Source organism: Syntrophus aciditrophicus SB, assembly GCF_000013405.1.
Lineage (GTDB): Bacteria > Desulfobacterota > Syntrophia > Syntrophales > Syntrophaceae > Syntrophus > Syntrophus aciditrophicus.
The window spans coordinates 3,028,508-3,048,333 of sequence record NC_007759.1 but is presented as its reverse complement, the minus strand read 5'-3'; the positions used below and the strand labels follow the sequence as shown (position 1 = coordinate 3,048,333).

15 protein-coding genes are annotated in these 19,826 nt (G+C 53.2%); 9 read left to right on the top strand and 6 right to left on the bottom strand.

The genetic code is table 11. The features are described 5' to 3' along the window. The first annotated feature begins 85 nt into the window (after positions 1-85). The 7 genes from SYN_RS14275 to SYN_RS14240 all read left to right on the top strand — a co-directional run bounded on the left by SYN_RS14275 (position 86) and on the right by SYN_RS14240 (position 8,923). Entirely contained in the window at positions 86-625 is a 540-nt protein-coding gene (locus SYN_RS14275) for a hypothetical protein (RefSeq protein ID WP_011418933.1), read from the top strand. 105 nt (positions 626-730) lie between these two features. Further along, positions 731-1,882 carry a (Fe-S)-binding protein gene (locus SYN_RS14270; RefSeq protein WP_011418932.1) on the top strand — a complete coding sequence of 384 codons (1,152 nt, stop codon included), beginning with the start codon at positions 731-733 and terminating at the stop codon, positions 1,880-1,882. A 29-nt stretch (positions 1,883-1,911) separates the two neighbouring features. Further along, on the top strand, positions 1,912-5,016 hold the full coding sequence (locus SYN_RS14260; protein WP_148202597.1) for a CoB--CoM heterodisulfide reductase iron-sulfur subunit A family protein: 3,105 nt from the start codon (positions 1,912-1,914) through the stop codon (positions 5,014-5,016). Between the two features lie 60 nt (positions 5,017-5,076). Beyond that, positions 5,077-5,850 (top strand): hydrogenase iron-sulfur subunit, encoded by a 774-nt coding sequence (locus SYN_RS14255; RefSeq protein ID WP_083756512.1) that lies wholly within the window; start codon positions 5,077-5,079, stop codon positions 5,848-5,850. 101 nt (positions 5,851-5,951) lie between these two features. Next, positions 5,952-6,404 (top strand): complex I 24 kDa subunit family protein, encoded by a 453-nt coding sequence (locus SYN_RS14250; protein ID WP_011418927.1) that lies wholly within the window; start codon positions 5,952-5,954, stop codon positions 6,402-6,404. 9 nt (positions 6,405-6,413) lie between these two features. Further along, positions 6,414-8,342, top strand: coding sequence for an NADH-ubiquinone oxidoreductase-F iron-sulfur binding region domain-containing protein (locus SYN_RS14245; protein ID WP_011418926.1), 1,929 nt, complete (start codon positions 6,414-6,416; stop codon positions 8,340-8,342). Further along, positions 8,339-8,923, top strand: coding sequence for a 2Fe-2S iron-sulfur cluster-binding protein (locus SYN_RS14240; protein ID WP_011418925.1), 585 nt, complete (start codon positions 8,339-8,341; stop codon positions 8,921-8,923). The genes SYN_RS14245 and SYN_RS14240 overlap by 4 nt, the downstream gene beginning before the upstream one ends. Positions 8,924-9,425: 502 nt before the next feature. On the opposite strand, the gene mnmG is transcribed toward SYN_RS14240, so the two are convergent. Next, positions 9,426-11,345: a tRNA uridine-5-carboxymethylaminomethyl(34) synthesis enzyme MnmG gene (mnmG, locus tag SYN_RS14235; protein WP_041585804.1), complete on the bottom strand. Its 1,920-nt coding sequence runs from the start codon at positions 11,343-11,345 to the stop codon at positions 9,426-9,428. 241 nt (positions 11,346-11,586) lie between these two features. On the opposite strand from mnmG, the gene SYN_RS14230 reads away from it, so the two are divergent. Further along, complete coding sequence (locus tag SYN_RS14230) at positions 11,587-12,543, top strand: TIGR01212 family radical SAM protein (RefSeq protein WP_041585165.1); 957 nt, start codon at positions 11,587-11,589, stop codon at positions 12,541-12,543. Here the strand turns inward: SYN_RS14230 and SYN_RS14225 are convergent. From SYN_RS14225 to had, 4 genes are all read right to left on the bottom strand, one after another. Further along, the gene (locus tag SYN_RS14225) at positions 12,527-13,702 is read right to left on the bottom strand and encodes a M24 family metallopeptidase (RefSeq protein ID WP_011418922.1); all 1,176 of its coding nucleotides are present in this window, start codon (positions 13,700-13,702) and stop codon (positions 12,527-12,529) included. The genes SYN_RS14230 and SYN_RS14225 overlap by 17 nt on opposite strands. A gap of 6 nt (positions 13,703-13,708) precedes the next feature. Further along, entirely contained in the window at positions 13,709-14,479 is a 771-nt protein-coding gene (locus SYN_RS14220; protein ID WP_011418921.1) for an enoyl-CoA hydratase/isomerase family protein, read from the bottom strand. A 165-nt stretch (positions 14,480-14,644) separates the two neighbouring features. After that, the gene (oah, locus tag SYN_RS14215) at positions 14,645-15,793 is read right to left on the bottom strand and encodes a 6-oxocyclohex-1-ene-1-carbonyl-CoA hydratase (RefSeq protein ID WP_011418920.1); all 1,149 of its coding nucleotides are present in this window, start codon (positions 15,791-15,793) and stop codon (positions 14,645-14,647) included. A 38-nt stretch (positions 15,794-15,831) separates the two neighbouring features. Further along, complete coding sequence (gene had, locus SYN_RS14210) at positions 15,832-16,944, bottom strand: 6-hydroxycyclohex-1-ene-1-carbonyl-CoA dehydrogenase (RefSeq protein WP_011418919.1); 1,113 nt, start codon at positions 16,942-16,944, stop codon at positions 15,832-15,834. Between the two features lie 643 nt (positions 16,945-17,587). Between had and SYN_RS14205 the strand changes: the two genes are divergently transcribed. Continuing rightward, positions 17,588-18,793 (top strand): ISL3 family transposase, encoded by a 1,206-nt coding sequence (locus SYN_RS14205; RefSeq protein WP_011416422.1) that lies wholly within the window; start codon positions 17,588-17,590, stop codon positions 18,791-18,793. Between the two features lie 143 nt (positions 18,794-18,936). On the opposite strand, the gene rnfB is transcribed toward SYN_RS14205, so the two are convergent. After that, positions 18,937-19,800 (bottom strand): RnfABCDGE type electron transport complex subunit B, encoded by an 864-nt coding sequence (gene rnfB / locus SYN_RS14200; protein WP_258165141.1) that lies wholly within the window; start codon positions 19,798-19,800, stop codon positions 18,937-18,939. Positions 19,801-19,826 lie beyond the last annotated feature (26 nt).

Here is a 19,826-nt window from a genome sequence, read left to right as displayed (position 1 = left end):
AGGATTTTCCGGTTCAGGAAAGGTTGGCTTTATTAAAATTGAGATCTTGTCTCCGAAAATATGCAAAAGTGAGGGTTATTGAAAAATGGCCAAGATTAAGAAGATAGTCAAGAGGATTACCGTTGATGCGGAGAAGTGCAACGGCTGTCGCACATGTGAAGTCATGTGTTCCGCTTTTCACTCCACACCGCAATGGAGCAGTAATAGTCCGGCAAAGTCACGTGTCCAGGTCGTTCGACTCCCGCTGAGGGATATCTTTCTGCCGGTATTCGCAGGGGAGTATACCCCGGCCGAATGCGGGGGCAGAATCAGCTATCATATTGATGACAGGACGTACGACGAATGCGAGTTCTGCCGCGCTGCCTGTCCGTCCCGGGGCAGGTTTGTCGAACCCGACTCCGGTCTCCCGCTGGGATGCGATATGTGTCAAAGTGATCCGCCCCTGGAAGAGCCGATGTGTGTCCACTGGTGCGTGCGTGATGCCCTGAAGTACGAGGAACGGGAGATAGAAGTGGAAGAGCAGGTGGAGATAGATGCTCTGGAGACCGCGTTGACCGCCATAGCGGACAAATTCGGGTGGGACAAGATGATGCGTACCGCTGCCCGACTGACGCAAAAATCCTGATCTATGAAATCGATTTTCCTCCACGCCCTGTGGGGAAGTAACGAAAACTGAATCAGTCCGGGATGTTTCGGATGAATTCAGTATAAGGAATAAGGAAGGATACCGGTGGAGACTATAGCCCCCTTCAAGGAGATTATTACAGAGATAAAGGCGCATGGTGGAGACGCCTTCAAGAGATGCTTTCAATGCGGACTGTGCGACAGTGTCTGTCCCTGGAACCGGGTGACGACGTTCAGTATGCGCAAGCTGGTCCGGGAGGCGACATTCGGCCTGACGGACATTGAGAGTGAAGAGATGTGGCGTTGCACCACCTGCGGAAGATGTCCTCAGGTGTGTCCGCGGGACGTGAAACAGATTGAATCCGGGGTGGCCCTGCGGAGGATTGCCACGGAATACGGGGTATTTCCCCATTCCGTCCGTCCCATCAAGACGATAGCCGGCAGCCTCGTCGGCTCAGGCAACCCCTTGAATGAAGAACGGAGCAAGAGAGCGGACTGGGCCAGGGGTCTGTCCGTTGAACCCTTCAGTAAGGAGATGGAGATTCTCTATTTTCCGGGCTGCTATCCCAGCTATGACCCGAGGATGAAGAGGGTTGCCGCAGCCACGGCCAAGATCCTGAATGCGGCCGGGGTCCATTTCGGGATCCTGGGCGACAAGGAGGTCTGCTGTGGAGAGAGCATCCGCAAGACAGGCGACGAGGAGGTGTTCCAGCGCCTGGCGAAGGAGAACATCAAGGCCTTCATCGATGCCGGTGTGAAGAGGATTCTGGTTTCTTCGCCTCACTGCTACCATACCTTCAAGAACGAGTATCCCGAGTTCATGGTGCGCTTCGAGGTGGTGCACATCACCCAGTACCTGCAGGAACTCATCGATTCGGGCCGGCTGACGCTGAACGGGGAATTTGCGAAGAAGGTCACCTGGCATGACCCCTGTTACCTGGGGCGTCACAACGGCATTTATGACGAGCCCCGCAATGTGTTGCAGGCCGTTCCCGGTCTGGAGTTGATGGAGATGCCTGAAAACCGCGTTGCGAGCCTTTGCTGCGGCGGCGGTGGCGGCCGGATCTGGATGGAGACGGTCAAGGGAGAGCGCTTCTGCGATCTGCGGATCGATCAGGCCGTTGGCGTTGGAGCGGAAGTGCTGGTCACGGCCTGTCCGTACTGCATCACCAATTTCGAGGACAGCCGGGTCACCATGGGTCTGGACGACAAGATTGAAGTCAAAGAGATCTCGGAAGTGATTTCGGAATTGCTTTAGGAAATCATCACACCCGATGAGGTAATATAATGGAAAAAGAACAGATTTATAAAAGCTTCGGAGAAGGCGGCTTCGGAGACGTCATGGTCGTCGGCGGCGGGATCAGCGGTATTCAGGCCTCTCTCGACCTGGCCACGGCGGGCTTCAAGGTTTACCTGGTAGAGAAGGGACCCAGCATCGGCGGGCATATGGCCCAGTTGGACAAGACCTTTCCGACCAACGACTGCTCCATGTGAATTCTCTCACCGAAACTGGCCGAGGTCGGCCGGCATCCAAACATCGAGATCCTGAGCTATACCGATGTGGACAGTATAGTCGGGGAGGCGGGAGATTTCACGGTGACGCTGATTAAAAAGCCCAGATATATCATTGAAGACAAATGCACGGGTTGCGGTACGTGTACGGAATACTGCCCGGTGCAGTATCCGGACCGGTTTAATCAGGATATTTCATACAGCAAAGCCGTCCATGTCTATTTTTCGCAGGCGTTTCCTCTGGTGGCCTACATCGATGAGAGCTGCCTCTATCTTAAAGAGAAGAAATGCACCCTCTGCGAAAGAGTCTGTCAGGCCGGCGCCATTGATTTCGGCCAGAAGCCGCAGAAGGTGGAGATCAATGTGGGGGCGGTCATTCTGGCGACCGGACTGGAGCCCTATGACCCCGGAGCGAACCCGGAATATCATTACGGCGAATTCGCCAACGTGGTCACCAGCATGGATTTCGAGCGGCTTCTGTCCGCCACGGGGGCCTACGGCGGCGAGATCCTGCGTGCCTCCGATCTGAAGCACCCCCATAAAATCGCGTGGATTTCCTGCGTCGGTTCCCGCCGGGTGACCGAGGGCGAGAACAGCTATTGTTCAGGGGTCTGCTGCACCTATAACCAGAAGCAGGTGATCCTCACCAAGGAGCATGACGCCACCGCGGAATGCACGATCTTCCACAACGACATTCGTTCCTTCGGGAAGGATTTCGAGCGGTTCTACCAGAGAACGGCGGATCTTCCCGGGGTCCGTTTTATCCGCAGCTACGTGTCCATTGTTCGGGAGGACCCGGTCACGAAAAACGTCACGATCCGGTATTCCACACCCGATGAAGGGGTCAAGGAAGAGGATTTCGAGATGGTGGTTCTGTCCGTCGGCCTGAATCCTCCGGAGGAAGCGAAGGCGATGGCGGGCAAGTTCGGGATCGACCTCAACGCCCACGGATTCTGCCTGACCGATTCGACCAATCCCATGGAGACCAGCCAGGCCGGCATCTTTGTCAGCGGCGGATTCCTGGGGCCTGCCGATATCCCCGATTCGGTTTTGACGGCCAGCGCGGCCGGTTCGCAGTGCGGCGAACTGCTGAATTACCGGCGGGGAAAGCTGTCCACGGCGAGAGTTTATCCCCCGGAGAGGGATGTCTCCGGGGAAGAGCCGCGGATCGGCGTCTTTGTGTGCCACTGCGGGGCCAATATCGGAAGGATCGTCAACGTGCCGGAAGCGGTGGAGTACGCCCAGAGTCTGCCCAATGTGGTCTACGCCCAGGAGCAGCTTTTTTCCTGCGCCACGAATTCTTCCCGGGAAATCACGGACATGATTCGGGAGAAAGGGCTCAACCGCGTGGTGGTTGCCGCCTGCTCTCCCCGGACCCTGGAGCCCCTGTTTCGCGACACCGTCCGGGAAGGGGGTTTGAATCAATATTATTACGAGATGGCGAACATCCGGGAGCATAACTCCTGGGTTCACGCCAAGGAGAAGGAAGACGCCACGCAGAAGGCGAAGGATCTGATCCGGATGTCGGTGGCGCGCGCCCGCAGCCTGGAGCCATTGCCGGAGTATGATCTGCCCGTGGATAACGCGGCCCTGGTGGTCGGCGGCGGAATTGCCGGGATGACCTGCGCCCTTTCGATTGCGGACCAGGGGCATGAGGTCTACCTGGTGGAAAAGGAGAAGGAACTGGGGGGAACGGCAAGGCGGATCCATTACACCCTGGAAGGGATGGATGTTCAGGCCTACCTGAACGATCTGATCGGGAAAGTCTATCGTCATCCTCTGGTGCATGTGTATACGGGCGCGACCATCACGGAGGCCGGCGGGTATATCGGTAATTTCGTGACCAGGGTGAAATCGGGCAGAGGCACGGCGGAGATCCGTCATGGGGCGACGGTCATCGCCATCGGCGCCGAGGAATACAAGCCTACGGAATACCTCTATGGTCAGGATGAACGGGTCATGACCCAGCTGGAATTGGAGGAACGGATCGCGAAGGGCGACGAAAAGGTCCTTAACGCCGGCGGTGTCGTGATGATCCAGTGCGTGGGTTGCCGCAACGAGGAGAGAAATTACTGCAGCAAGATCTGCTGCAGCCATGCCGTCAAGAATGCCCTGAAACTGAAGGAGAAAAATCCGGAGATGGATGTTTCCATTCTCTTCCGGGATATGAGGACCTACGGTTATGCCGAGGATTATTACCGGGAGGCGTCGGAGAAGGATGTGAAGTTCATCCGCTTCGAGCCGGAGGATGCCCCGCAGGTGGAAGCCGTTGTGGAGGAAGGCAAACCCGTTCTGCGGGTGACGGTGGCCGATCCGATTCTCGGTCAGCGGCTGGCCCTGGATGCCGACTGCCTCGTTCTGTCCGCCGCGACGATTCCATCGGCGGCGACACCGGACGTCGCGAGCCTGTTCAAGGTCACGTTGAATCCGGACGGCTTTTTCAAGGAAGCCCACGTCAAGCTGCGGCCGGTGGAGTTCGGGACGGACGGCGTCTATCTCTGTGGCATGGCCCAGTATCCCAAGCATATCCCGGAAACGATCAGCCAGGCTTACGGTGCGGCCGGGCGGGTGCTGACGCTGCTGTCCCGGGATATCGTGACGGCATCGGGGGCCGTGGCCCGGGTGGACGAGGAGAAGTGCGTTTCCTGCGGGGCCTGCATCACGGTCTGTTCGTACGGGGCCATTGACTTTTACGAGTCGCCGCGGGGCAGAAGGGCGAGGGTGAATCCCGTTCTCTGCAAGGGCGACGGGGTCTGCAACACCGTGTGTCCGACCTCGGCGGTTTCCCTGAAGCACTTTACCGATGAAGAGATCCTGAACCAGGTCGAGGCCGCGGTTCAGGAGGAAGAACTACTGCAATTAATCGATTCGGCGGTCTGATATGCATAACAGAACAGTAAGAATTACAATCAGAATTTCTGAGGGAAGGGGTGAGGAAGAATGACGACAGGACTGGAATTTAAACCCAAGATACTTGGTTTCGTCTGCCAGTGGTGAGGATACGGCGCAGCTGACCTGGCTGGAGTTTCCAGACTGCAATATGCGACCGATATCCGGCTCATCCGGGTCATGTGTTCCGGGAGAGTCGATTTAACCCATATATTCAGGGCTTTCTCGAAGGGGGCGGACGGGGTGTTCGTTATCGGTTGTCACCTGGGGGAATGCAACTACATCACGCATGGGAATTACCATGCCCTGAGCACGGTTCTCATTGCCGGAAAAATGCTGGAGCACATCGGATTGAACCCCGAAAGGCTGAGGATCGAGTTCATCTCCGCCGGCGAGGGGATCCGGTTTGCCGAAACCATGAACGACATCGAGAAGAATGTGAAAGCGATGGGGCCGCTCGGCGTCGCGGAAGGGATCGCGAACGATACGCTGGCCGCCGGACTTGAAGCGGCGACGCGATTGATCCCCTCCATCCGGCTGGTGGAAAGGGAACGGTTGAGATTGTCTCCGGACCTGAAAACGAGAGAAGATGTGGAAGCCTTTTTCAACAGCGACGAGGTGAACCGGATCTTCGAAGACCTGATCGGCGACAAGCTGACGATCAGCGAGATTATGTCCCTCCTGCGGCAGCAGCCTCTTTCCACGGGAGAGATCGCACAACGGTTGGGCCTGACGCCGTCAGCCGTGTCACGGCATATGAATACGTCATCGAAGCACGGTCTGGTCCGGTACGATGTAGAACAGAAGCGTTACGCCCTGGCTTGAAGCCGGAAGTCCGGGGATAAAAAAAGATTAGCGACCCACGCCACCATGGTGGCGCTTTGAGATAGAGTAATTTATCGAACTTACTCAGAAGGATAACGATTATGGATAACGAGAGAATCGATCAGATTATCGAAAAGCATCATGGTGCCTCCAGTGCGCTCATTCAGATCCTGCTGGATATCCAGGAGGAGAATCACTGGCTTCCCAAGGAAGCGCTGGATCGGGTCAGTGAAAAGCTCCAGGTTCCGCTTACCACGGTGCGTCATGCCGCGACCTTTTATAAGGTCTTCAGCACGGTTCCCAAAGGTCGCCATCAGGTTCATGTCTGCCTGGGAACGGCCTGTCACGTCCGTGGAGCGAACCGTGTCCTGGACACCGTGGAAGAGATGACGGGCATCAAACCGGGGGAGACGGACCTGGATTTGAAGTTCAGTCTGGAAACGGTGAACTGTCTGGGCTGCTGCGCCCTGGGTCCCGTGATGGAAATCGACGGGAAGGTATACGGCAAGGCGACACCGAGCAAGACCATCGATGTGTTAAAAAAATACGAGTAGGGGAAGATTATGACGCGATTAAATTCGCCTGAAGAATTAGAGGGCTTCAGGCAGGAAATACTATCCAGAAGAGATCCGGACAAACCCTGCATTTCCATCTGCGCCGGCTCCGGCTGCGTGGCTTCCGGCGCTCTGGAGGTCATTGCGGCCTTTAAGGCGGAGATTGAAAAGCAGGGCCTGGCGGCGACCGTGGATACCAAGGGGACGGGATGTCCGGGATTTTGTGAACGAGGGCCCGTGGTGGTGATCTATCCCGAGGAGATCTGCTACCTCCAGGTTATGCCCGAAGACGTTCCCGAGATCATCTCGCAGACCGTCAAAGAGAAGAAGGTCGTTGACCGCCTGCTCTACGTTGATCCCGCCACGGGAGAGAAAGCGGTTCATGAGTACGACATCTCCTTTTACCGGAATCAGGAACGGAATGTGATCTGCAACAACATAAAAATCGATTCCAAAAACATCGACGACTACCTGGCCAACGGAGGCTATTCCGCCCTGGGCGAGGCCCTGGGTTCGATGACTCCGGTGGAGGTCCTGGAGGAAGTCAAGAAGGCGAACCTCCGCGGAAGGGGAGGCGCCGGCTTTCCCGCGGGCGTGAAGTGGGAAGGTTCCCGCAATGCTCCCGATCCGGTGAAGTACGTCATCGTCAACGCCGACGAGGGCGACCCCGGGGCGTTTATGGATCGGGCGGTTCTTGAAGGCAACCCGCATTCCGTCCTCGAGGGGCTGATCATCGGCGGGTACGCCATCGGCGCTCAGGAGGGGTACATTTACGTCCGTCACGAATATCCCCTGGCGGTGGAGAATATCACCCTGGCGATTCAGCAGGCGGAAGCCTGTGGTCTGCTGGGAGAAAACATCTTTGGTTCCGGTTATAATTTCAGGGTGTTCGTGAACCAGGGGGCCGGGGCGTTTGTCTGCGGTGAATCGACGGCCCTGATGACCTCCATAGAGGGCCGGGCGGGAGAGCCCCGACCGAAGTATGTCCGCTCTAATGTGGTCGGCCTCTGGGGCCATCCCACCGTGCTGAACAACGTGGAGACCTGGGCGAATGTGCCGCTGATCATCAACAAGGGGGCCGACTGGTTTACCTCCATTGGAACGGAAAGCAGCAAGGGGACGAAGATCTTCTCTCTGGTGGGCAAGATCGCCAATACCGGGCTGGTGGAAGTGCCCATGGGGATATCGCTGCGGGACATCGTTTTCAAGATCGGCGGCGGCATTCCCGGCGGGAAGAAGTTCAAGGCGGTCCAGACCGGTGGGCCGTCGGGGGGATGCATCCCCGAGTCCCTGCTGGATCTGCCGGTCGGTTTTGACGAGCTGACCGCGGCGGGTTCCATGATGGGCTCCGGCGGAATGATTGTCATGGATGAAGATACCTGCATGGTGGATACGGCCCGGTACTTCGTCAAGTTTCTTACCGATGAATCGTGCGGCAAATGCGTTCCCTGCCGTGAGGGCTTAAGGCAGATGGACAACATCCTGACCCGCATCACCGAAGGGAAAGGCGGAGAGGGCGACATCGAACTTCTGGAGGCGCTGGCCGAGACTGCCCAGGAAGCCTCCCTGTGCGCCCTGGGCAAAAGCGCCCCCAATCCCTTTTTGAGCACGCTGCAGTACTTCCGGGATGAATACGAGGCTCACATTAAGGAGAAGAGATGTCCGGCGCTGTCCTGCAAGGAGCTGATCGCCTACGTCATCGATCCGGAACAGTGCCGGGCGTGTCAGCTGTGCGTCAAGAAGTGCCCTGCCGGGGCGATTGACGGCGGCAAAGACCTGGTCAGCATCATCGACCAGGAGAAATGCACGAAATGTGGGACCTGCTTTGAAGTATGTCCCCCCCGCTTCAACGCGGTAAGGAAGATTTCCGGCGAGCCGGTTCCGCCTCCAGTTTCCGGGGAAGCGAGAAAGATCGTCAGAGGGGGTAAAGAATCATGAGTGAAATCCTTTTACAGATAGACGGCAAAGAGGTTCGTGCCGAGAAGGGAATGACGATTCTGGAGGCGGCGAAAAGTGCGGGGATCTTCATTCCGACGCTGTGCCACCATGAGAAACTGGAGCCTTTCGGGGCCTGCCGCCTCTGCATTGTGGAACTGGAGAGCCGCGGTTCGTCGAGACTCGTGGTCTCCTGCGTATATCCGGTGGAAAATAATCTCGTTGTCAGGACCCGATCGGAGAAGATCGACCGGATCCGCAAGATGATTCTGGAACTCCTGCTGGCTCACGCGCCGGATTCCTTCGTCCTGGAGGAGCTGGCCAGAGAATACGGGGCGGACCGGAACCGTTTCGAAAAGGAAGCGTCCTTCTGCATCCATTGCGGCCTCTGTGTGCGGTACTGCGCCGAGGTCAAGAAGAAGAACGCCATCGGCTTCGTCGACCGGGGGATTCGGAAGGAGATCAGCTTTATTCCGGAGATCGCCGCGAAGGAATGCATGGCCTGCAAGGAATGCTTCCCTCTCTGTCCGACGGAGGCCCTCCAGGCGGCTTTCGTCCTGACGATGGGACTCGTGGCGCCCTGAGATTCTCCACGGGAGGAGAGCAGCGTTTCAGAAACAGGCTGAGTTCCTCCTTCTTCCCTCTGGGCTGTGACGAAACTTATTTGATGAGACTGCTACTGCTCATCCTCATTCCTATATCAGGACTCGACTGTCAAAGGCGGTTGGAGTCGAACCAAGTCCAATGAAGATATGTGAAACGGAAGGTGCAAATAAACAATTTTTAAAACTGTTCCGGCTATTCCGGACGGAAGTATACCTTGACGCCTGAATGGAAAAGTAAAAAGGATAACAAGCATATCGTCGCGTTGATCAAGGAAAAGGAAAGGCAACGAGAAAGAGATGCGCGATGGCAGTTTGCCGGTGGTGAAAGGGTCTGATTTAGGCGGACGAAAACAGAAGGGATCATGAATGGCATCTTAACGGGGATCAACTTGAGCACAATCAGGGTGAAAGAAATTGGATCTCATATTTCCTGGACACTGTCACCATCCATTCAGAAAAAGGTTCATGAGGATTTTTCCCTTCATTCGGACTGGGCAGGAAGAGGAGATTGTCCCCGGGTATCCTGTTCTTTTTTTTTGATCATGATCATGACCGCGGCCAGAGCGGCCTGAGTCATTCCTGTGATGCGCCGGGCCTGCCCGATGGTTTCCGGCTCCACTCGGGCCAGTTTCATCCGCAACTCATTGGACAAACCGGGAATGGCCGAATAATCCATTCCCGGCGGAATTCTGCGGCTTTCCAGTGCTTTCATCCGGACAACGGCTTCCCGCTGACGCTGAATGTACCCTTCATATTTGGCTTCGATTTCGATCTGCTTCCGGATCATCCGGTCGTAGCCGTCCGGTACATCTTCCGGAAAATCCGGAAGATCCTGAAACATCGACAGATCCTCCCAGGAAAGGTCCGTGCGTTTGAGAAGCTGAAACAGCGTTACCGGATTTTTGATCGCTGGACTTCCATGTTCCTCCAGTTTCGAATTGACGGCGGTGCCGGGATAGATCTTGAAAGAGGAAAGACATTTCATCCCTTCTTCAATCCGGCGGATTCTCTCGGAAATCTGCTCATGAAGATCCTGAGGGATCAACCCCAGATCAAAACCCCGGGGAGTCAGGCGCAGTGCGGCATTGTCTTCACGCAGGATCAGCCGGTATTCCGCTCTGGAGGTAAACATCCGGTAGGGTTCATCCACGCCCTGGGTCACGAGATCATCTATCAAAACCCCCATATAGGCTTCCGAGCGATCGAGCACGAAGGGCGGACGGCCCTGCACCGCCAGGGCGGCATTGATGCCCGCCCACATCCCCTGAGCGGCTGCTTCTTCGTATCCGGACGTGCCGTTGATCTGACCGGCCAGGTAAAGCCCACGAACCCTTTTGGTTTCCAATGTGTGATTAAGTTGAGTCGGCTGGACGAAGTCGTATTCAATGGCATAGGCCGATCGCAGAATTTCCGAATTTTCCAGTCCCGGCACGCTGTGAACGATTTGTTCCTGTAGGTCCAGAGGAAGGCTGTTTCCCAGGCCTTTGGCATAGACCTCTTCCGTTTCCAATCCTTCAAATTCAAGAACCACGGGATGACGTCCCTTGTCGGCAAAACGCATCACCTTATCCTCCAGGGATGGACAGTAACGTGCGCTGACTCCCTTGATGACTCCGGAATAGAGGGGTGAAAAACGGATATTATCCCGGATCAGGCGATGTGTTTCTGAAGTTGTATAGCCGAAGTAGGAGGGAAGCCGTTCTTTTCCCAGGCGTTCCGTGGACAGGGAAAAGGGTTCGAAGGCGGGATCGCTGTCCTGCCTTTCGAGACGGGAAAAGTCAATTGTAGACGCCTTCAACCGTGGCGGCGTTCCGGTCTTCATCCTGCCCATTTCGAAGCCCATTTTGCGAAGGCAATTCGCCAGAGAAATGGAAGCGATTTCCCCGGCACGTCCCGCCGGATAATGTGATGTTCCGACATGAACCAGCCCGTTGAGAAACGTGCCCGTGGTGATGACCACGGCTTTCGCGCCGAAACAAACGCCGGTCTGATCTGCCACGCCGGTGATCTGGCCGTCTTTGACAAGAAGGCAGTCAACCAGGCTTTGAAAAAGATGAAGTTTTGGCTGCCGTTCGACCACGGACTTCATGGCGAGCCGGTAAAGCTGTTTGTCGCACTGAACCCGCGACGACTGTACCGCCGGTCCCTTGGATGCGTTAAGGATGCGGAAATGAACGGCCGTTTTGTCCGCCATCCTGCCCATCTCACCGCCCAGGGCATCGATTTCCTTGACGAGCTGTCCTTTTGCCAGCCCACCGATTGCGGGGTTGCACGACATCAGGGCAATGGAATCCAGATTGATATTGAAAAGAAGGGTTTCACAACCCATGCGGGATGCTGCCAGCGCCGCCTCACAACCGGCATGGCCTGCCCCCACGACAATGACATCAAATTGCCTCATTTGCGCCTTTCTCCGGTAATCTGGAAGTTCTATCCAATCGCCTTTCGTCAGCTGACTTTTCTGCATCGGCGGCTTTTCGACTCATTCATAAACGGATAGGACTTCACCGCTTCTTTTTTGCCGACTCGTCATCCTTTGGAAGGACAGATCGGTATATCTTCTCAATTCCGGTTCTTACCCTTGAAAATAATTGGCATATAATAGTATAAAGCCAAAAAATTACAAGGGGAGACAAACTTTCGTGTCACCAACACATACAAGGAGCGGTTCAAAACGCTACCATGATTTAAAGACTTACTGGAGGAACCGTTTCGGCTGCACGGTTTATAAATTACCTGTGGATGCGGGATTCACCTGCCCGAACCGGGATGGTTTCCTGGGGACAGGGGGATGCATCTACTGTGATGGTCGGGGATCGCGACTTCGACAGGAAGGGCCGCTGCCCTCCGTCAGCGAACAGATCCGCCGGGGGAGGGAATTCTATCGTAACCGCAAGGGCGCAAAAAAATTTATCGCTTATTTCCAGACCTTCACAAACACTTACGCGCCCTGTGGCTCATTGAAAAGGCTCTATGACGAGGCCCTTGCACAGGAAGATGTCATCGGCCTTTCCGTAGGCACGCGACCCGACTGCGTATCGGATGAGGTGCTTGGTCTTTTGAAAGATTATGCCCGGGATCGCCATGTCTGGCTGGAATTCGGCCTGCAGTCGATCCATGACAAAACGCTGTTGCGTATTAACAGGGAACATACAGCAGCCCAGTTTTTAGATGCCGTCGCGCGGGCTGTCGACGAAAATCTTTTGATCTGCACGCATATTATCTTGGGATTGCCCGGTGAAAATCATGAAGATGTCATGCAAACCGCGGCTACTCTGGCGTCTCTGCCGATTCAGGGAATCAAGATTCATCTCCTGCTGGCTCTGGAAGGCACGGTTCTCGGGGAGGAGTACAAAAAAGGTCAGTTAACCCTGTGGCCACGGGAGGAGTATGTTCAGACCGTCTGCGATGTCCTGGAAATCCTGCCTCCGGACATGGTGATCCAGCGATTGACTGCCGACGGCTACCAGGACATCTTCCTGGCCCCGGCATGGGCTTCAAACAAGATGAGCGTCCTCAACGCCATTGACCGGGAGCTGGAGCGAAGGAATATCCGGCAAGGGCGCCTTTACAGGAGTGATCTCAATCGACCACGATAATCTTTTCATCCATCCGGGTGAGCACGCGATACCGGTCTTTCTCGATCAAAACCGTATTCTCGATACCGCAGGCGCCCTGTCGCGGAAAGACCATCTTGGGTTCAATCGCCAGCGTCATCCCTTCTAACAGGGGGTAATCCATCTTTGCAGCAATGAAAGGGGGTTCAGAAATCTCTATACCGATTCCGTGAGCCAGAAAATTGACTTTGTGCGGAGTGTAACCGAGATAATAATCGCCATATCCCATCCTGTCGGCAAGCTCCACGGAATACTGAAAAAGTTCTGAGCAGGAAACGCCTTCCAGAGCTTTATCCAGCACCCGGTAATGGATCTCCCGGCAGGCTTCATAGGCATCGGCAAAACGTTCCGGCATATGGCCGATGGCAAACATGCGGGTCTCATCCACCTGATACCCGTGATAACAGATGCCGAAATCGATCATGATCGGCTCTCCCCTCCGGATTTTCTTGCGGCTGGCCCCGACGGGAAAGGCCGGCGACATGCCCAGGCCACCCAGGGGGGAATTCATCTGACTGACGATGCTTCCCGTCTTCCCACTCAGAATATGCCAGGTATAGGCCTCGAAAATCAGGGATCGTGTGCGCAGCAGTCCTTCATGCCCGAGGGTCTTGGCATAGGCTTCCAGTATCCCGCCGAGCTCAATCTCAGTCATCCCTTCCCGGAGCACTTCGGGGATTTTTTCGTAAACCTTCCCGGCAATGGCCGCCGCCTTATCCATCAACCCGACTTCAAAGGGGCTCTTGATCTTTCGGAGGTCAATGATCAGCGGTGAAACATCCACCAGTTCAACATCCCCCAAAAGCTTTTGAAAACGCATGACAAAATTGTATGGCATCACATCAAGCTGAAAACCAACTCTCCGCGGGTTGCCGATATGGGCCTTGACGGTCTCAAGGGATCGAAGGGGGATCAGGTCGGAAAGGGGCGATTCCCGCCGTGCCCGACGCATCTCCCGCCGGACGAAGAGCTTGGGCTCACCGTTGAGCGGAACATAGAGAAAGGCGTCCTGCATGGTTCCTGAGAGGTAAAAATAATCGATCTTATAATGGAAGAAGGCCCCATCGAGTGAGGCCCTCCCCATTAAAGTCCTTAATTTATCCGTCCTGTTTATAATCTCTTCTTTCGGAGTATAAATCATGGACGATTATTTGTCCTTGAACACCGGTTTTCTCTTTTCCAGGAATGAGGCAAGTCCTTCATTTGCATCTTCAGTCGCCATGCAACCCTGCATGTAGATAATTTCCGATGCTTTAAGGGCCTGGAGGAAATCCAAATTAAGGCCGGCCATGATGGCGCGACGGGCCCACATCGCAACGGGTCTGCTCTTGCTGGTGAAATCAGCCATGAATTTCTGTGCGGCTTCCCTGAAACCTTCCACCGGGAGTACGACATTGACCAGCCCAATGGCTTCCGCTTCTTTCGCCGAAATGATCTTTCCGGTGAGGATCAGTTCCATTGCCTTTTTAAGACCCATAATCTTGGGGAACCAGGCCGCAGCCACAGGCGGGAAGACGGCAAGGTTGATTTCGGGCTGCCCGATCTTGGCCTTCTCGGAGGCGATGACGATGTCGCAGAAGGCCATGAGTTCGCAACCGCCGCCTAGGGAACGGCCGTTGACCAGGCATACGGAGGTCACATCCATGGCGGCCATGTTGCGGAACATGCCGTGGAACAGGTCGATCATCTCGTCCACTTTTTCGGGGACGTGATCGGCAACATCGACACCGTCACAGAAGGCTTTATCACCGGCATGATCGAAAACGAGAAGCTGAATGGTCGGATCCTTCTTGACATCCATCAGAGCTTCGTTGATCTCTTTCATCATCGGTATGGTAAGCCAGTTTGAATTGGGGACATTCAGTGTAATTGTGGCAACTTTGTCTTTCTTTTCAAAAAGAATAGTGTTGAATCCCATAACAATCTCCCTTTCTCTTGAGGTTAAAGTGAAATTGTGAAGTCAAGGGCTGAGATTAATCCGTAAAGAGCTCATGAATATCACGCTCAGTTCTCTCAGCCTTTTTGTGGAGCTGTTTGAAATAAAAAAGGGGGGGAGTCCCCCCCTTTAATTTGAATCTGAAAATTATTTTGCCAGCGGTTTTCCGAGGACCTGCTCCATGAAAGCTTCGTCGACCAGGGCGCCTTCCGCGATCAGCTGACGATTCTTTATGAAGTCGATCGTGTCTTTTCCGGTGATCTTCTTCGTGTTGAATGCGCCGAAGCCCAGGAAGGCTTCGCCCATCATGTTGGTGCCGAGCCAGTAACGGTGGTCGTTCTTGATCTGATCCCACCAGAATTTCTTCTTCTGGCGGATGCCGTCGATGGATTTCATCAGGCAGCCGGGGAACAGATTTGCGAAAACCCAGACAATCCGGTCGACTTCGGCATCGATGAGGGAGAAATCGTAATCGTTGTTCTTCAGTTTCTCGTTGACCCAGGCACGTGCCTGTTTGGCTTCTTCGCCGGTCTTGGGTTCGCCGTAAACGATCTCGCCGTCTTTTACATAGGTGTCGGTATAGACCTGGGGGTTTCTTACCCAGTTGCCTTTGTCGTCCTTCAGCACGGGAAGGGCCTTGGAGATGAGGTTTTTGGCTTTCATCTTGTAGGCAGACCACATTTCACAGCTTACGCAGTTCCACATGGCGTCTTCAATGCTGAGGAACCAGGGGAGAAAATCGGAGGCGCCGCCGACGGGGGCTGAGCCGTGGCGGGGTCCGGCCTGACCGAAAATGGCCAAGTCGGAAGAAACGGTAATGTCTGTGGCAGTGCCGATTTCCTGACCACCAGCCACTCTCATGCCGTTAACGCGGCAGATGACCGGTTTTTTGCACATCAGGATGGAGTCCACCATATTGTTGAACAGTTCCATGTAGGAGCCGTATTCTTCCGGTCTCATGCTGTAATATTCGGAATATTCCTTCGTGTTGCCGCCTGTACAGAAGGCATTAGGACCTGTTCCGGTGAAGACGACGGCAACGACTTCGCGGTCGGTGGAGGAATTCTCAAAACCGGCGATAACACCTTTAACCATCTCGGTTGTATAAGAATTGTACTGGCCCGGGTTGTTCAGTCTGATCCAGGCGCTGTAAAGGCCGGGAACTACATTACCCTTGGGGTCCTTCAAGGGTCTCTTCTCGTATACGGTGCAGGGTGCTTCCGTGCCCCACCACTGTTCAGTATGTCGGCTGTGATTCTTTAACCCGTGTTCTCTTGGCATCCAATCTAAACTCATACTAATCCCCCTTATACGTTATTTTATTTGGTGATTTTCTAAAAATCAGGCTTCAAAACAATTCTCTTTTCCGGAGAACCGGCTTTGTGAACTTCATCATAGGTTGCTGCGATTGTGCTCATTGGCCGAACTTCCAGGAAAGGATCGATCTGGATCTTTCCGGAATGGATCAGAGAGAGAACATGTGGATAGTACTCGGGCAGGCATGCCCAGGTGCCGATAATCTGTGCATCAAACGCCATCAGCCTGGATACATTGAAATCAATAGATCCCAGCCCGTACCCGATTTGAACCATGGTCCCGGTGAAGGAAAGCAGATCGAGGGCCAGGGCCTGACCAAATTTGTTCCCTGAAACTTCGAAGATCTTCCAGCCATAATTGGGCAGCGCATTGGCCTTGCAGATCGCGCGGTATTCACCCATGACATCCTTGTTGCTCTTGTCCTTATTCATGATGACGAAATCGCACCCATAGTTGAGCATCTTCTGAAGCTTCTGTTCTGCGATGTCGATTCCGATAACGACATCCGCGCCCATCGCCTTGGCGATCTGCGCCGTATAAAGACCGACACCGCCAGTGGCTCCGATGACAATGACATTATCCCCAATTCCTACCTTCGCCTTGATCATTGCCTGGTAGGGCGTTGTGACCGCATCGGACGCAACGGAGTAATTTTCCAGGGGGCGAGTGCTGGGACGATTTTTGATTTCGCAAAGGTCAAGTGAGGGAACGGGAATGTAATCTGAATTACCGCCATAAATTCCATGACTGCAGCCAATGAACATCTGATTGAGGCAGCGGTTTCCACGACCTGTTTTACAAAGTTCACATTTACGGCAGGGCAAAACGGCAGGAATTAAAACTTCTTTCCCAATCCATTTTGGATCGCCCGCAACGACGGTACCACTGACTTCATGGCCCAGCGTCAACGGGGGTTTGGTAACGGTCGGGACGGCATCGAAGAAAAAGCCGAGATCGGTGTGGCAGACACCGCAGCCCGCAATCTTTACCAGAACATCCCCCTCTTTCAGCTCAGGAACAGGAATCTCCGTTAATTGCAGTTGACCGGGGATTTTCTCTCCCGTTTCCTTGTTCTTTCTCCATGGTGCTACCATTTGCCACGTTTTGATCGTTTTCGGTACGTCAGCCATTAGACACCTCCATAAAAGATTTAATATAGAAATTGAAATATACTTAATGATTCAGACGCCTCTTTCTTATCACCCCCTCAAAAATTATAAATTCAACTTTTATCCGAGATTATGCAGAAGTGAGAACTCATCCCGTATCTCGAAACAGTTTTTATAATCAGTTTATTGCGTATCCGCTTTCTGGAGTAAAAAATATCTGATCAACTATCCATCCGCACTCAATCCTCTTGAGTGACAACTCCGATCCATATATCACAAACCTCGTACTGTGTATCACAGCCGGTGTTTACATTCAAGACGTTTTATGAACAAAAATTGACTTTCACGGCATTATAAGAGTATCTACTCAATGACATTAAGCAATCTGCTGTTTAAATTACATTATCTTCTTCAAAAATGCCTGCGTCAGTCAATTCGGAGATTGTCAAAGACAGTTCTGTTCAGGAAAAGATGAAAACATATGTCATGGAAAATAATCATCCTATTTCCAATTTTCGAAAAATGGCTGAAAATTCTGGAACACGAACATAAAAAAAGAGGTTCATCCGGTTAATGAGTACCTTGGTATTGCATAAAATCACATGGACATGGCAAGAGCCCTGTTGTTTGAGACCAATCGAACAACAAAAGGAGGCTCCAGACCATGTCCACATCGGTTCTTTATCATGCTTTCAATCTGAAGGGTATTACTTATAGAGCAACACGCTTCACGGGTGACGTCATCGAATATTTTGCAGATGTGAAAGAAGAATACATTCGCTGTCCAAAGTGCGGGCAGCGTAAATTTACCTTTAAAGGACAGAAAACACGGAGTTTTCATCTGGGACCTATGGGGCGTAAGAGGTGTTTCCTTGTACTTTCCCTTCATCGAATAAAATGCAACACTTGCGACACCCTTTGGTGGCCCGATCTGCCTTTTATGGTGGGGAAGCATAGATTTGCCCGATCCTTTGCTCTGATTGTTCTGGATCTGCTTCGATTCGGCACGATTCGCTGGGTTGCCGATTACCTCGGCGTGGGTTGGGATATGATCAAAGAGATTCATAAGTTGAAATTGCAGCGCCTCTATCGGAACATTCCTCTTCATAAAGTTCGGTATATCGGTATCGATGAATTCAGCATCCGGAAAGGCCATGAGTACATGACCACGGTGATGGATCTCTCCGAAGGACGAATCCTTTACGCCACTGAGGGAAAGGGCAAGGAGGGGATTTTACCCTTCCTGAAAAAACTTGCACGCAAGGGGAAAAAACTGCGAGCGGTTGCAATGGACATGGGAATTTCCTTCTTCTCCGCCGTCCGGGAAGCCCTTCCCAATATCGATGTCGTCTTCGACCGTTACCATATTATGGCTCTGATGAATCAAGGCATCGAAAACTTGCGCAGAAATCATCAGAAAGAACTTGATGATACCGGGAAGCAAACCCTCAAGGGAAACCGCTTCCTCCTTTTGCGAAATTATGATTCCCTGAAGCCGGACCATAAGGAACGTCTCGATGCCCTGATGCAGGCCAATCAGCCTCTATTCGTCATGCATTCCATGAAAGAGCAACTCAGACTCTTCTGGGAAATACCGGAGTACGCCCAGGCTGTTACCTTCCTTGACACCTGGTGTAAGGACGCCATGCTGTCCGGAATCAAAGAACTCGTCAAAGTAGCCAAAACGCTCTCCGGATACAGGACTGCGATACTCAATTATTTCAAACATCACATTACAAATGCCGCCCTTGAGGGCACAAACAACAAGATTAAAACTTTAAAAAGGCAGGCCTATGGATTCCGGGATATGGAATACTTCAAACTCCGCCTCTATCACCTGCATACTCAGAGGTACTCATTAACCGGATGAACCAAAAAAGAGGGTGCGTCCCATAAATGCAGCACCCTCTTTCACAGAGCATTGTTGTTAAATTAATGATGTTCGCTAATTCGAATGGAATGAATTAAAAAGCTTCATACTGTTATGTATGCAATGGAATCGGTACACCTGTTTCAAGCCGCGTTCTTTGCCGGCTCAACTCTTTTCAGTTCCGCAATAAAAGGTCTGAAAATATTTCGGGGACACTTTTCAACACAGGCTTCCTTACAGTCAGGTCCATAGGCCAGACATTTTTCATGATCAATGTGCACAAGGTTTCCATCTACACTGACCGCTCCAGCCGGACAGGCCTTGACGCACATCTTGCAAGTTATACAGCCGACCTTGCAAAGAGCCCTTACGGTCTTTCCAGGATCCTGAGTGCTGCACGGCACCCAGACTCGAGCCTTCAAGGGAATAAGTTCGATCACTTTTTTGGGGCAGGCACGCACACATGATCCGCAACCAACACACTTGGCAGGATCTACAACCGGAAATGAATTTTGCAGGATGATGGCGCCAAACGGGCATGACGTAGCACAGTCTCCTAAACCAATGCAGGCATAGGCACACTCTTGAGGGCCTCCAAAAGCCAAGCTCGCACCAGCGCAGGTATCATAGCCAAGATATTCATATTTTTGTTTAACCTCCCCTTCGATTCGGGAGCATCGTATTGAAGCAATCATATTTTCTGCGCCTGCGACTTTTTTCCCTGTGATTTCTGCAACCGCTTCCGCGACTGCGGCCTTGCCGGGAAAGCAGAGATTCGTAGGAACATCCGGATCATCGACAACCGCTTCGGCATACGCTTCGCAACCTGCGAAGCCACAACCGCCTCATTGCGCACCGGCAAGAACTTCAAGAACCTCCTCAACCTTGGGGTTAGCTTCGACAGCAAATTTCTGCGCAGCCAGAGCTAGACCGATACCGAACAAGAGTCCGATACATACGAGGAAAGCAATTCCCCCCAGAGCCAACTTAATCAATACTGGATCCATGACATACCTCAAAAAAGTTAAATTTA

Excerpts from the sequence above, each read along its gene's own strand:
- SYN_RS14220 (WP_011418921.1), bottom strand. The coding sequence starts at position 14,479 with ATGGGATTCAACACTATTCTTTTTGAAAAGAAAGACAAAGTTGCCACA.
- had (WP_011418919.1), bottom strand. The coding sequence starts at position 16,944 with ATGGCTGACGTACCGAAAACGATCAAAACGTGGCAAATGGTAGCACCA.
- SYN_RS14245 (WP_011418926.1), top strand. The coding sequence starts at position 6,414 with ATGACGCGATTAAATTCGCCTGAAGAATTAGAGGGCTTCAGGCAGGAA.
- SYN_RS14225 (WP_011418922.1), bottom strand. The coding sequence starts at position 13,702 with ATGATTTATACTCCGAAAGAAGAGATTATAAACAGGACGGATAAATTA.
- SYN_RS14275 (WP_011418933.1), top strand. The coding sequence starts at position 86 with ATGGCCAAGATTAAGAAGATAGTCAAGAGGATTACCGTTGATGCGGAG.
- SYN_RS14240 (WP_011418925.1), top strand. The coding sequence starts at position 8,339 with ATGAGTGAAATCCTTTTACAGATAGACGGCAAAGAGGTTCGTGCCGAG.
- oah (WP_011418920.1), bottom strand. The coding sequence starts at position 15,793 with ATGAGTTTAGATTGGATGCCAAGAGAACACGGGTTAAAGAATCACAGC.
- SYN_RS14250 (WP_011418927.1), top strand. The coding sequence starts at position 5,952 with ATGGATAACGAGAGAATCGATCAGATTATCGAAAAGCATCATGGTGCC.
- SYN_RS14205 (WP_011416422.1), top strand. The coding sequence starts at position 17,588 with ATGTCCACATCGGTTCTTTATCATGCTTTCAATCTGAAGGGTATTACT.
- mnmG (WP_041585804.1), bottom strand. The coding sequence starts at position 11,345 with ATGAGGCAATTTGATGTCATTGTCGTGGGGGCAGGCCATGCCGGTTGT.